12 protein-coding genes are annotated in these 14,116 nt (G+C 37.5%); 8 read left to right on the top strand and 4 right to left on the bottom strand.

All coding sequences use genetic code 11. The annotated features are described in order from the left end of the window. Positions 1–10 precede the first annotated feature (10 nt). Genes G415_RS0102525 through G415_RS0102515 form a run of 3 tightly spaced genes read right to left on the bottom strand, consistent with a single transcriptional unit; the run spans position 11 to position 3,313 of the window. Positions 11–751, bottom strand: a complete 741-nt coding sequence (locus G415_RS0102525) for a hypothetical protein (protein WP_022670020.1) — start codon at positions 749–751, stop codon at positions 11–13. Beyond that, on the bottom strand, positions 751–1,521 hold the full coding sequence (locus G415_RS0102520; protein WP_022670019.1) for an SDR family oxidoreductase: 771 nt from the start codon (positions 1,519–1,521) through the stop codon (positions 751–753). Before G415_RS0102520 ends, G415_RS0102525 begins: the two co-directional genes overlap by 1 nt. Continuing rightward, on the bottom strand, positions 1,514–3,313 hold the full coding sequence (locus G415_RS0102515; RefSeq protein ID WP_155825426.1) for a diguanylate cyclase: 1,800 nt from the start codon (positions 3,311–3,313) through the stop codon (positions 1,514–1,516). Before G415_RS0102515 ends, G415_RS0102520 begins: the two co-directional genes overlap by 8 nt. A 160-nt stretch (positions 3,314–3,473) precedes the next feature. Between G415_RS0102515 and G415_RS0102510 the strand changes: the two genes are divergently transcribed. The 8 genes from G415_RS0102510 to G415_RS0102475 are packed head-to-tail and all read left to right on the top strand — an operon-like array spanning position 3,474 to position 13,181. After that, positions 3,474–4,415: a GntR family transcriptional regulator gene (locus G415_RS0102510; protein ID WP_022670017.1), complete on the top strand. Its 942-nt coding sequence runs from the start codon at positions 3,474–3,476 to the stop codon at positions 4,413–4,415. Then, positions 4,416–6,392 carry a hydantoinase/oxoprolinase family protein gene (locus G415_RS0102505; RefSeq protein ID WP_022670016.1) on the top strand — a complete coding sequence of 659 codons (1,977 nt, stop codon included), beginning with the start codon at positions 4,416–4,418 and terminating at the stop codon, positions 6,390–6,392. 3 nt (positions 6,393–6,395) lie between these two features. Then, positions 6,396–7,970 carry a hydantoinase B/oxoprolinase family protein gene (locus G415_RS0102500; RefSeq protein WP_022670015.1) on the top strand — a complete coding sequence of 525 codons (1,575 nt, stop codon included), beginning with the start codon at positions 6,396–6,398 and terminating at the stop codon, positions 7,968–7,970. A 16-nt stretch (positions 7,971–7,986) separates the two neighbouring features. Beyond that, entirely contained in the window at positions 7,987–8,973 is a 987-nt protein-coding gene (locus tag G415_RS0102495; protein WP_022670014.1) for a TRAP transporter substrate-binding protein, read from the top strand. Continuing rightward, positions 8,925–9,452 (top strand): TRAP transporter small permease subunit, encoded by a 528-nt coding sequence (locus G415_RS0102490; protein ID WP_238321439.1) that lies wholly within the window; start codon positions 8,925–8,927, stop codon positions 9,450–9,452. Before G415_RS0102495 ends, G415_RS0102490 begins: the two co-directional genes overlap by 49 nt. After that, positions 9,449–10,783 (top strand): TRAP transporter large permease, encoded by a 1,335-nt coding sequence (locus G415_RS0102485; RefSeq protein WP_022670012.1) that lies wholly within the window; start codon positions 9,449–9,451, stop codon positions 10,781–10,783. The genes G415_RS0102490 and G415_RS0102485 overlap by 4 nt, the downstream gene beginning before the upstream one ends. Before the next feature lie 4 nt (positions 10,784–10,787). After that, positions 10,788–11,504, top strand: coding sequence for an SIR2 family NAD-dependent protein deacylase (locus tag G415_RS0102480; RefSeq protein ID WP_022670011.1), 717 nt, complete (start codon positions 10,788–10,790; stop codon positions 11,502–11,504). A gap of 9 nt (positions 11,505–11,513) precedes the next feature. Beyond that, positions 11,514–13,181, top strand: a complete 1,668-nt coding sequence (locus G415_RS0102475) for a glutamine--tRNA ligase/YqeY domain fusion protein (RefSeq protein WP_022670010.1) — start codon at positions 11,514–11,516, stop codon at positions 13,179–13,181. A 7-nt stretch (positions 13,182–13,188) separates the two neighbouring features. Here the strand turns inward: G415_RS0102475 and metF are convergent, their stop codons facing one another. After that, a complete protein-coding gene (metF, locus tag G415_RS0102470) occupies positions 13,189–14,046 on the bottom strand; it encodes a methylenetetrahydrofolate reductase [NAD(P)H] (protein WP_022670009.1) in 858 nt (285 codons plus the stop codon). Positions 14,047–14,116 lie beyond the last annotated feature (70 nt).

Below are 14,116 nucleotides of genomic sequence, written 5' to 3'. Positions count from 1 at the left end.
TAAGCGAACTTTAACTGTAATATTTGTCTATGTCTTTGTATTTTCTGTCGCCGTAGAATATCTCAACAAATCTTTTCTTAGAAAAGTTTTCAATGTCTTTTTTTAATTTCTCAAATTTACTCAGAATCTCTCCAGCCAAAGGATAAACAGTCACTCTTCCATCCTTTTCTATCTTTACACAAACAGCGTTGAACACTTTATTTATCTTTTCTATTGTCTCTATTATAACTTCTTCATCGACACCGAGTCTGCAAGAAGTATCTTTTAGATTTTTTAATTCTATTACTGCTTTGAGAATTTCGAAGGCTTTGTCGTTTATTTTATCCTTTGTTGCTTTACTTTTCAAAAACAGCTCTACTTCAGCTTTCAACCTTGGCCTTTCTTTGTTTTTAAAACAGTTAAGCTGACAGTGGATAACTTCTAAATTGCTGTTTTTTATTGAAGACCTAACTTTAACCATACCAAATCTATTTGCCACCTTCCAACAATCTTCGCATTTTATTCTGTTATTATCTGCAAGAACAGTTAGCGCTTCATAAGTCTTTTTATCAAAAGAGTCTATTCTTTTGTCGCCAAATTGACCTAATTCACAATTCTTTATTCTGATGCCAAACTCAGAAGCAACTTTTCCAACAAATGAAGGCTCTATTTTCAACCTTTTTGCTACAGCTATAGCTTTTGTGCAATCTATCCTTCCTTTGTTATCCGTATATTTGTCAAGCAAATGCAGGATTCTGTCTTTTAAATCCATTAAAACTTCTTATAGTTTTTAACCGTAAGAAGCACGCTTGCTTGTTGTGTTGGCATAAGAACCATATCTTCAACCGTCACATGTGGCGGTCTTGAGATAGCAAACCAGACAGCTTCTGCTACATCTTCAGCAGTTAACGGCGTTATACCTTCATAAACCTTTGCAGCTCTCTCTTTATCGCCATCAAATCTAACGATACTGAACTCTGTCTCAACCATGCCCGGGTCGATTGATACAACCCTTATGTTTGTTCCAACCAAATCCATTCTTAGAGCCTTTGATAAATGCAGAACAGCTGATTTTGTTGCACAATACACATTGCCACCGGGATATGTCTCATGGCCTGCAATTGATGATATGTTAACTATCGTTCCGCTGTTTCTTTTTATCATTGACGGCAGTATTGCCCGTGTTATATAGAGCAGACCTTTTATGTTTGTATCTATCATAACTTCCCAATTGTCAATCTTGCCATCTTGAAGCTTCTCAAGTCCTTTACTTAATCCTGCGTTGTTCACCAAAACATCTATCTCTTTCCATCCATCGGGCAGATTGCTTAAATAGTCTTCAACAGCGTCTCTATCTCTCACATCAAGTTTCAAAGGCAAAACTTCAACCTTATACTTCTCTTCAAGCTGTTTTTGAATCTCAATAAGTCTTTCCAATCTTCGTGCAGAGATAATCACATTGTATCCATTTTTTGCAAGTATCTCGGCTGTTGCCTTGCCTATGCCACTGGAAGCTCCCGTTATTAAGGCTATTTTATGCATCTTTTCCCCCTTTAAATCTCACTATCTTATTCTTGCCCGATGCTTTTGCTTTGTAAAGAGCCTTATCTGCAAACTCTATAGCTTCCTTTATATCCCTTGTATCAACAGGAAAGATTGAATATCCCACACTGACGGTAAGCTTCATGGTTGAACCGTTGGATTTTATTAATGTTGTTGAAACTTCATCTTTAAACTCCTTAAGCATCTCAACAAGCCTATTCTCTTCAACATCCTGAACAATTACGAGAAACTCTTCACCGCCATACCTGACAATTAAATCGGATTTTCTCCTAAAGTGAGCCTTCAAGATGTCTGCAACCGTTTTTAGTGCTTCATCTCCTGCCGAGTGTCCATATGTGTCGTTTACCTTTTTGAAATCATCTATGTCTATCATCACTATGCCTATCTTTATGTTCTGCCTTTCTGCAGCAGATGTTATAGCCTGAATCGTCTCTTCCAAAAATCTTCTGTTGTATAAATCTGTGAGTTTGTCTTTAAGAGAAAGCTCCCTCAATGTTTTTGTCAATCTTTTTATGTTGATGTTGTGCCCAGAACTTTGGATAAACTTATTCAGAGTTTTCTTTATAACCTTTAAATTCTCTTTCTTCAAGGTGAGCTCTATAACACCCATTAGCTCCTGTGAAGACATAATTGGATAACAGATGTAATTTTCATTTTCGGTACAGACTTCCTCCATTATTATGCCTTTTTTTGCGGCTTTCATACACTTATCGTGCCATTGACACTGAAGTTCACCTTTCTCTCTAACTAAACGCAGCTTATCGTCCTTAACACTATATATCCTATATTTAGTAACATTAAACTCTCTTTCCATAAACTCTCCTATAAGTTGAAATATCTCTTCTTCCGTTTCTGTCAATTCAAGGTCTTCTTTGAACTTTATCATTTTCGTAAGATGCTCTATATACTGATTTGTATTGTGAATCAGCTTGCCTATAGCTCCATCAGTTATAACAGGTAGTTTCATATTTACACTTGCTTCGTCCTCTATAAGTCTTCCTGCTATATCCGCTACATCTTCAACAGACTTTATCATCTTTAAAACAAGCATATACATGATAAGAAGAGAAACCAAAGAAGACGCTATACCTGGTATAAGACTCAATAGAATGCTCTTTATAAGCTCGCGCATCTGTTTCTCTTTAAATAGATTTACTCTATCTTCTATATCTTTAAGGTAAAATCCGCTACCTATAATCCAATGAACCGACGGTATATCTTTAACAAACGAAATTTTTTTAAATGTTCTTGAGTCTATGCCGGGATAATACCAATCATATTCTATAAAATCACCGTTCTGAATCCTGAAATTTTCTATAAGCTTTGCTAAAGTTGTATATGGTGCAGATTTCAGCTTAAAGATATTTTTTCCTGTTATTTCGGGCTTTGGCGGGTCAAGAAGTACAGTTCCATCTTCTTTTATACACCAGACATAGCCCGCGGGAGCATACTTTATCGTATTGAGATTTTCAAGAGCCATTCTTTTTAGCTGTTCTTTACTTAGCTTTCCTTCCAAGGCTAAATTTTGCATTACATTTATCATGTTCTCTGCAACTGCAACTGCTGTTCTTGCCATAAACTTGTATTGTTTTATCAACTCTTCTCGTTGCTCTTTAACCTGATTATTTAAATTTCTTACCTGTGACGCTATGAAATAACCATATCCCGACACACCGATGATAATTAGCCCTAATATGTATGTCATCATTATCTTGAACTTAAATGACTTTCTTTTTAGCTTTTCAAACATCGTAAAAATGATTATATCCAAAAAACCAATTAAATAAAGTATAAAAGGATGAACTTTTATGGTATCAAATGATAAAAATTATCACTTAATCTATTTAAGCATAACTAAAAAGCAACTAAAAGGAAACTCACTGTTATTTTTTTCTTGACATAAAATAGCTTAAGATTAAAATAGAGTTAAGATGAAAGAAAAGAAAGGCATAGAGATTGACAATCTCTTTATAAAACACGAAATAATTAAATTAAGGTTAATAACAGAGTCAATAGAAAACCCAAACAAAAAGTTTCCCACAGCTCGTCAAATTGCAGAAGACAATGGAGTAAGTGAGCTTACAGTTAAAAAGGTTGAAAAAGAACTTGCAAAAAAGGGTTATCTTATAAGCAACAAAAAGGGCGGCACAAGAGCAACGACAAAATTCGCAAAAGAGCAAGTCTCATCTTACATAACAGTCAAAGAGTCGTTTAAGGGTTTTGTTGATACACTCCTAAAAAACGGTTTCTCAAAAGAAGATATAATGGCACTTGTCTATGATGTTTTATCAAAGATAGAAGATGATTTTTCCAATGTTATCTATACTGAAAAGGATGAGAATGTTGCCATATTTGCAAAAAGAGAGATAGAAAAAAAGATAAACAGGCGTGTTATATTTAAACCCTTCGAAACATTAAAAACAGAGCTAAAAAACAGGATATTAAAGAACAAAATCATAGTCGTTCCATTTTTCTGTTATATGCAACTTGAGTCGTTGTCTTATGAAAGCATAAAAGTCATACCTATAAAGGCAAAACATCCGCTTGAAGGGTTTTCAGAGATTAACAACCTGCCTTTTGGCAGCAGGATATTTTATATAGCTGCAAGCAAATTAGACAAAGAGAATGCAAACAGCATCTATAGAGACATTCTAAGGAGAAGATACAGAATATACATCTATACACAGGATGAGATATTTTCAAATAGACATCTATTGAGTTTTGCCGATGTTGTTGTTGGATACGATTGGATTATAGAGAGCGAAGAGTTCCTTTTAAAGGGCGTAAGAACAGTCATAAAGCGCAACAGATTCGACGATGAAGAAGGAATGAGAATAATAGAGTGCTATCTTGAAAAGCTGGAGGCAGTATAAATGGAAATAATAGGCGTTGACACTGGTGGAACATTTACGGACTTCATATTTAAGACTGACGACGGAAAATGGGGAGTCTATAAAGTTTTATCCACGCCACACAATCCCGCAGAAGCTGTCCTTGAAGGTATATCGCATGTTGCAAAGAAGGGAAAGTTTAAAGTTATTCACGGCTCAACCGTTGCAACAAATGCTCTGCTTGAGAGAAAGGGTGCATATACGGCTTTCATAACGAATAAGGGCTTCGAAGATATAATCGAGATAGGCAGGCAAAACAGAAAAAGGCTGTATGACTTATTCTATAAGCGCGACGAGATGCTCGTTCCAAAAGAGTTAAGGTTTGGATTATCATGCAGAGTAAATAAAGATGGTGAGATAATTCAGCAAATAGACGATGGAGAGCTTGAAGCATTGGTTAAAAAGATAGAAGATGCAAAGGCAGAAGCCGTTGCCGTCTGTTTTCTTTTTTCTTTCTTAAACCCACAACATGAGTTAAAAGTGAAAAAGGCTATATCAAGATTGGGATTGCCTGTATCCTTATCGCATCAAATCCTATCGGAGTTTAGAGAATACGAGAGAGCATCAACGACAATCATAAACGCTTATGTTTCACCGAAGATGAAAAGATATATAACCAACATTGTGGATGAGATAGGCAACAACGAGCTTAGAATAATGCAGTCAAACGGTGGAAGCATATCTGCAACAACGGCAATGGAAGAGTCAGTCAGAACAATACTCTCAGGCCCTGCAGGTGGAGCGGTTGGCGCCTTCGAAATCGGCAAGATGGCTGGCTATACCAAGCTTATAACATTTGATATGGGTGGGACATCAACCGATGTCTCTCTGATTGATGAGAGATTGCCTTTAACATACGAGTCTGAAATTGCAGGTTTTCCTGTTAAAGTGCCAATGATAGACATACATACCGTAGGAGCTGGCGGTGGTTCAATCGCATACATAGATGCAGGTGGCTCTTTAAAGGTTGGGCCTGAAAGCGCCGGAGCTGACCCAGGACCTATTTGTTATGGAAAGGGAGAGAAAATAACGGTAACCGATGCAAATCTGTATTTAGGGAGATTGATACCAGATTTTTTCTTAGGCGGCAATATGAAGCTCGACAGGGAAAGGCTTGATGGTTATTTCAAGGCAATGGCAAAAAGTATCGGCATGGACGAGTTTGAACTTGCAGAAGGCATACTTACAGTCGCTAACACATCGATGGAGAAGGCAATAAGGGTTATATCCGTTGATAGGGGATACGACCCAAGAGAGTTCGTTCTGTTTAGTTTCGGTGGCGCAGGCGGTATGCATGCGGTATTCTTAGCAAGACTATTGCATATACCAAAGGTTTTTGTTCCAAACAACCCGGGTATTCTCTCGGCTATAGGAATGCTTCTTGCAGATATAGTCAAGGATTACTCTCAAACTGTAATGCTAAAAGATAACCAAACAACCTTCGAAAACCTAAAAGAGCTATTTGAACCGTTAGAAGAGAAAGGTGTTCAAGACCTTCTAAAAGAAGGCATAGATATCAAAAACATCAAACTTCAGCGCTTCTTAGATATGAGATACTTAGGGCAATCATACGAAATTACCGTTGACTTCAAAGAAGATTACCTTGAGCTATTCCATCAGATGCACAGACGAAGCTATGGGTATTCTGATGAAGCCAAAACTGTCGAGATAGTCAATATTCGCTTAAGAGCCGTAGGCTCACCCGACAAACCAACATTTGAAAGAATACCAAAGACAGAAAGAGAACAGAACGAAGATGCAATTTTGGGTTATAGAGATGCAATGTTCAACAGGCAATTTTATAGGACTACTGTTGTTGATAGAAACAAGTTGCTTGCGGGAAACATAGTTGAAGGCCCTGCAATTATAGTTGAATACTCATCAACAATTGTCCTGCCGTCTGGCAGTGTTGCGACTGTGGATGAGTTTGGCAATCTAATCATAGAGACAGGAGAGTAAAAAATGGATGTTAATCCTATTCTGCTTGAAGTGTTTAAAAATAAACTCTCAAGTGTATCTGAAGAGATGGGTGTATCATTAAACAGGACGGCATTTTCTCCCAACATTAAAGAGAGAAGAGACTTCTCCTGTGCCGTATTCGATTCAAACGGCGATATGATAGCCCAAGCTGCTCACATTCCCGTGCATCTTGGCTCAATGCCTATGTCAGTTAAGGAAGCTATAAAGGATTTCGAGTTCAAAGAAGGCGATATGGTTGTGCTTAATGACCCGTTTAAGGGTGGGACACACCTGCCAGATATAACAATAGTTGCCGGTGTATTCGTCGATGGAATAGACAAACCTGTATTTTTTGTTGCAAACAGAGCTCATCATGCAGATGTAGGTGGTATGAGCTCAGGCTCTATGCCACTTTCAACAAACATATTTCAAGAAGGTATTATTATACCACCATTGAAAATCGTTGAAGAAGGAAAGATTAACGAAAATGTCTTTAAACTCCTTCTTAACAATGTAAGAACACCTTATGAAAGAGAAGGTGATTTTAAGGCACAAATAATGGCAAATATGACTGGCATAAAGCGATTGAAAGAGATGATAGAGAAGTACTCGCTTGAGACGGTTAGGTTTTATTCAAAAGAGCTTATGAATTACTCGGAAAGGATTATGAGAAAAACGATAAACGATATACCCGATGGAGTTTATAGTTTTACGGATTATCTTGATGATGATGGTATTAGCAAAGAGAACATAAAAATTCATCTTGACCTTACGATTAAAGGAGATGAAGCAATCTTAGACTTCTCAAAATCAGACAGGCAAGTCGATGGCAGCATAAATGCAGTATATGCTATAACGCTTTCTGCTGTTCTTTATGTATTCAGATCGCTAATTAAAGAAGAGATACCAACAAATACCGGTATTTTAAGGCCAATAAAACTCATTACAAAGAAAGGAACAATTGTCGATGCTACCTTTCCTGCGGCTGTGGCAGGTGGTAATGTGGAGACATCTCAGAGAATTGTTGATGTGATTTTAGGTGCTCTTTCGATTGCCATACCCGATAAAATTCCTGCTGCCAGTCAGGGAACAATGAACAATATAGCGATAGGTGGTATAAACTCCAAAACCAACGAGCCATTTGCCTATTATGAAACCTTAGGTGGCGGTATGGGAGCAACGCCATACTCACACGGAGAAAGTGCCATACACTCTCACATGACAAATACGCTCAATACACCGATTGAAGCGCTTGAATACTCTTATCCATTTTTAGTCAAGAGATACTCAATAAGAGAAAACTCAGGCGGAGTGGGAAAATTCTTAGGCGGCAATGGATTAATAAAAGAGATAGAGCTATTAGACGATGCAGAAATTACAGTCTTATCAGAGAGAAGAAAACTTGCACCTTATGGACTTGCAGGTGGTGGAAGTGGCAAGAAGGGCAGAAATGTCATCATCTCCCAATCTTCCGAACGAGAGATGCCACCAAAATTTTCAGCAAAACTCAAAAAGGGCGACATTGTGAGAATAGAAACACCCGGCGGCGGCGGGTATTATAAAGTGAAAAAAACTTAACCCAAGGAGGTTTGTTATGAAACGCTTAGGGAGGGTCTTATTCATCTTCTTTGCTCTGCTCATTCTATATGGTGTTACTGCCAATGCAAAGGTTGTTAAGATGAACCTAAACTGCATCTATGGGCCAACAAGTATCCACACGCTTGGTGCTATGCATTTTGCGAAATTGGTTAAGAAGTACAGTCATGGAACGGTCATTATTACTGTTTATCCTGGCGGAAGCTTGGGATTTAAAGGCCCAGAGCTTCTAAGGGTTGTAAGGGATGGTCAAGTTCCTATGTCTGACATTCTAATGGGTGTTGTGTCGGGCAGTGAGCATGTTTTTGGCGTAAGTTCCCTTCCACGATTGGTTAAATCTTACAAAGAAGCCTGGAAACTTTATCAAGAGTTTAAACCTTTATACAAAAAGGCAGCTCTTAAGTGGAACCAAAAGTTTCTGTATGCCGCACCATGGCCACCAAGCGGCCTTGTAACCAAAAAAGAGATAAAAGATGCCAAAGATTTAAAAGGTATAAAGATAAGAACATACGATAGAAATGGAGCTGAGTTTTTAAGACTTCTTGGAGCAAATGCCGTCTCTATGCCATGGGGAGAAGTCTATTCAGCTTTAAGAACAAATCTTATAAATGGTGTTCTGACTTCTGCTGAGTCAACTAAGAATGGTAAGTTTTGGGAAGTTCTGAAATACTTTACAGCTATCAATTACGCCTATCCTTTGAATATGGTCACAATAAATCTTGATTATTGGAATGCTCTCGATAAAACACAGAAAGAAGCTATACTTAGGGCTGCAAGAGAGACAGAGAAATATCAGTGGGCTTATTCTGAAAAGATAAATAGTGAAGATTTAAAAATCATAAAAGAACACGGGATGATAGTCGAACATCCAAATGAAAAGTTCAGCAAAGAAATGGATAAAGCCGCAATGCATTTGATTGAAGCATTCTTGAAGAAATGCACGCCAGAAGAGAAATCAATCATAGAAAAATTCATCAACAGATGAGAGAAAAGATAATAAGATTAATAGATAGGCTCTCCGATGCGGGAGCCTATCTTTCGAGTATTTTACTTGTAATCATAATCGTTCTTATAGTGTCAAACATAGCCCTGATGGGAACTTTGGGAAAATCCATAATGATAACAGACGAATACTCAGCTTACATGTTTGCTGGTTTTGTTATGTTTGGATTAGGATACACACTAAAAGAAAATGGCCATATAAGAATAAATGTTTTAACATCTCATTTACCCAAAAAGATTCAATTTTTATTCGATGTTCTTAGAATAGTAATTGCGTTTCTGCTGAGCGGTTTTATGCTTTACTATTCTGTTGTTATGGTAAAGCAAGCTTACATCTATCAGATGAGAGCAGATACAGTTGCCCAAACTCTCATTTGGATACCACAACTATGTATGCCAATAGGATTTGCCATATTGTGGTTGCAACTATTGTCTGAACTATTGAAGGTTGTAAAAAAATGATATCAGACCCTTTAATCCTTCTTATAGCAATGGTGATTGTTCTTTTTTCTTTTCTCCTATCCGGTTTATGGATAGGTTTTTCTCTATTTGCCACTGGTGTTGCAACAATGCTTCTTTATGATTTTACGCTTCCACCAACAATCTCAATCTGGTCAAAAATTGGCGGTTTAATAGCAAACTCATCATGGAACAGTCTTGACTCTTGGTCTTTGGTTGCACTGCCTTTATTCGTGTTCATGGGAGAGATACTGTATCACACAGACATATCAAACAAACTGTTTAATGGTTTATTACCTTGGTTTTCCAAAATTCCCGGTAAATTATTACATCTAAATGTAGTTGCATGCTCTATGTTTGCGGCTGTTTCTGGTTCATCAGCAGCAACAACAGCAACGGTTGGAAAAATAACATTAAATGAGTTAAGCAAAAGAGGATATTCGAAAAGCTTATCAGTCGGTTCTTTGGCAGGAGCTGGAACCTTAGGTTTTTTGATTCCGCCAAGTTTAATAATGATAATTTACGGTGTAATGTCCAATGTGTCTATCGGTAAACTGTTTATAGCAGGAATAATACCCGGCTTGCTTCTTGGCGGTTTATACTCTGCCTATATAATAATAGCGGCTTTGATAAAACCCGACATAGTCCCAAAAGATAGTGAAAACTTTACTTTGAAGGATAAGCTAAATTCAATAAAAGACATATCACCTGTTTTTGTTCTGATTTTACTTGTTCTTGGAAGTATATATATGGGTTTTGCAACACCAACGGAAGCTGCAGCCTTAGGTGTTTTGGGAGCTTTACTCATAGCTCTATTTTTCAAAAACCTAACATGGAAGAACTTTGTTTTGTCTATGAAAAATACCATAAAAACAACCATAATGATAGCTTTTATAATGATGGGCGCTGCATTTCTGTCCCAAGTTGCAGGATTTTGTGGCATAACCCGTTCATTAAGCTTATATGTAGCTCAGTCTAACCTAAGCCCTTATGCTTTACTTGCCATTGTTGGTTTTATGTATCTTGTGCTTGGTGCTATATTGGATGGCGTATCGATGGTTGTTATGACAACGCCAATTATATTACCTATAATGCAAAATGCTGGCTTTGAACCGCTATGGTTTGGTATTTTTTTGGTTATAATGGTTGAGCTTGCCCAAATCACCCCACCTGTTGGATTTTCTCTGTTTGTTATTCAAGGTATATCAGACGAGAAAGTTGGCAATATTATAAAATACAGTTTTCCTTTCTTTCTTATTATGATTTTTGTTGTTGTTTTACTTGCTCTATTTCCGCAAATTGTTTACTTTCTGCCGTCTCATATGATAAAATAAAAATATGAACGAGCTTATTGAGAAAGCAAAAGAAAAGATAAAAAAAAGCAAAAGGCTCGTGGCTTTTACAGGTGCTGGTATATCCGTTGCAAGTGGAATACCGCCATTTCGTGGTCCTGACGGATTGTGGAGCAAGTATGACCCATCAATGTTGGATATAGATTTCTTTTTAAACAATACAAAAGAGAGCTGGAAACTGATAAAAGAGATATTTTACTCGTTTCTGTTAAAAGATATTAAACCCAATCCTGGCCATATTGCTCTTGCAAAGCTTGGCTGTCCTGTTATCACCCAAAATATAGATAATCTCCATCAGGCTGCAGGCTCAAAGGATGTTGTTGAGTTTCACGGAACAGCAGAGACGCTTGTCTGTATGAGCTGTGGTGAGAAGTTTAAAAGGGATGAAGTTGATTTCGAATCAGAGATACCAACATGCAAAGCCTGTGGCGGTATTTTAAAACCAGATTTTGTTTTTTTCAAAGAGCCTATTCCAAAAGATGCGTTTGATAAATCAATAGAACTTGCTAAAACCTGCGATTGTATGCTTGTTATAGGCACAACTGGTGAGATAATGCCAGCAAGCCAGATTCCTTATATAGCCAAAAGAAGTAAAGCTCTTATAATTGAAGTTAACCCAAATCCTTCCAACTATACATACGAGATAACAGACATATTTTTACAAGGCAAAGCAGAAGAGATTTTGCCAAAACTGATTGATTGAGGTGTAAAAATGCCCGATAAACCAGCAAACTTTATAGAAGAGATAATAGAGAGAGACCTTGAAGAGAACACATACAACGGAAGGGTTCATACTCGTTTTCCACCTGAACCCAATGGGTATCTGCACATAGGACATGCAAAGTCCATCTGTTTAAACTTTGGTATAGCAGAGAAATATCGTGGAAAATGTAATCTCAGATTTGACGATACGAACCCTTTAAAAGAAGGCGAAGAGTTTGTTAAAGCTGCGCAGGAAGATGTAAAGTGGTTGGGCTTTGATTGGGAAGATAGGCTCTATTTTGCATCTGATTATTTTGAGCAGATGTATGAGTATGCCGTTCAATTAATAAAGAAGGGCAAAGCGTATGTGTGCGATTTAACACCAGACCAGATAAGAGAGTATCGTGGGACATTGACAGAACCCGGCAAGGAGAGCCCTTACAGAAATAGAACAATAGAAGAAAATCTAAACCTGTTTGAGAGAATGAGAAAGGGCGAGTTTGAAGAAGGCTCAAAGACCTTAAGGGCGAAAATAGATATGGCTCATCCTAACTTGAACATGCGCGACCCTGTAATGTATAGAATTATCAAAAAGCCTCACTATAGGCAGGGTGAGAAGTGGTATATCTATCCAACATACGACTGGGCTCACTGTCTTGAAGATTCAATAGAACTAATAACACACTCTCTATGCACGCTTGAGTTTGCAGACCATAGAATCTTGTATGAGTGGTTCTTAGATCAGCTTGGTATATATAAACCCAAACAGATAGAGTTTGGAAGACTGAACCTTACCTATACCGTTTTAAGCAAAAGAAAATTGACAATTCTCGTTAAAGAAGGTTATGTCAACGGTTGGGACGACCCACGAATGCCCACAATTGCGGGCTTAAGAAGAAGGGGATACACACCCGCTGCAATAAGAGATTTTGTTGAAAGAACAGGCGTTTCAAGGACAGACTCTGTTGTCGATTATGCTCTGCTTGAACACTGCGTAAGGGAAGATTTAAACAAAACGGCAAACAGGGTGATGGTTGTTCTTGACCCTATCAAGGTTGTAATAGAGAACTATCCAGAAGATAAAGTTGAATGGTTTAATGCAGAGAACAACCCGGAAGATAAAAACGCAGGCACAAGAAAGATACCGTTTTGCAGAGAGATTTACATAGAAAGAGACGATTTTATGGAAAATCCGCCAAAGAAATTCTTTAGGCTTGCACCGGGCAAGGAAGTCAGGCTTAAACATGCATACTACATAACCTGCAAAGATGTCAAAAAAGACGAAAATGGCAATATCGTTGAACTTATTTGCACCTATGATCCAGACTCTAAAGGTGGATGGACAAACGACGGAAGAAAGGTAAAAGGAACCCTTCATTGGGTTAGTGCAAAGCATTGTCTTGATGTTGAAGTAAGACTGTATGAGCACCTATTTACAAAAGAAGACCCAGAAGAAGACGACGACTTTTTAAAGAATATCAACCCAAACTCTTTGACTGTTTTGAATGGTTGTAAAGCTGAGCCTTCACTACAAGATGCAAAGGTTGGCGATAGGTTTCAGTTTTTAAGAAAGGGTTATTTTGCCGTTGATAAAGATTCAACGGAAGATAAGCTTATATTTAATAGAATTGTAACACTCAAAGACACATGGGCTAAAATTCAGGCAAAGGATAAATAGGGCTTCTTTAAAGAAGCCCTTTGCTTTTTAGGTTATTTAGAATCTCTTTTGTTGCGTTGTATTTGTTGAGTGTGTAAAAGTGCAAACCATCGACACCGTTTTGCAAAAGCTCTTCGCACTGTTTTGTCGCATACTCAACGCCAATTTTAAACATACCTTCTTTGCTTTTGTTCTGCATAGACTCAATTAATCCTTCAGGCACACCAGCTGCACACATCTTTGTAAATCTTTCAACTTGAGAGAGATTTAAAATAGGCATTATTCCTGCAATTACAGGAACGGTAATACCGGCTTTTCTAATCCTATCAACAAAGTCAAAGAAATACCTGTTTTCAAAAAACAGCTGTGTTATTATGAATTCACCACCTGCTTCTATTTTGCTTTTCAAATACTCTGTGTCTTTCTTTAATGATTCGGCTTCGGGATGACCTTCAGGGTAACCTGCAACACCAATGGAGAAATCACCTTTACTCTTCAAATATTTAACAAGTTGATAGGCATACTTGAACTCGCCGTTGAGCTTGCCATTTTCTGGTATGTCGCCTCTTAATGCCAGTATATTATCGATATTGGCATTTTGCAGCGTTTCGATAATTTTATCTATTTCATCCTTCGTTGACGAGATGCAGGTTAAATGCATCATAACATTCAAGTTGTAGTTTCTCTTTAGTTTCAGTGTCCATTCAACCGTTTTTTCTCTCGTTGAACCACCAGCTCCGTATGTTATTGAGACAAAGTCTGGATTGTAATCCTTTAAAATTTCAACCGTCTTAAACAGAATACCTTCGTTTTCTATCTTTTTTGGCGGGAAAAATTCAAACGATATTGTCGGTTTTTTGTGCTTCAAAATCTCAGAAATTTTCAACAGTCGCCCTCCACTTTTAAAGCTTCTAAATTAAGCCAGGAAAGTTTAGAAGAAAAAAATAAAAATATCA

This window comes from Hippea alviniae EP5-r (assembly GCF_000420385.1).
Lineage (GTDB): Bacteria > Campylobacterota_A > Desulfurellia > Desulfurellales > Hippeaceae > Hippea > Hippea alviniae.
This window is presented reverse-complemented; position numbering and strand designations above follow the sequence as displayed.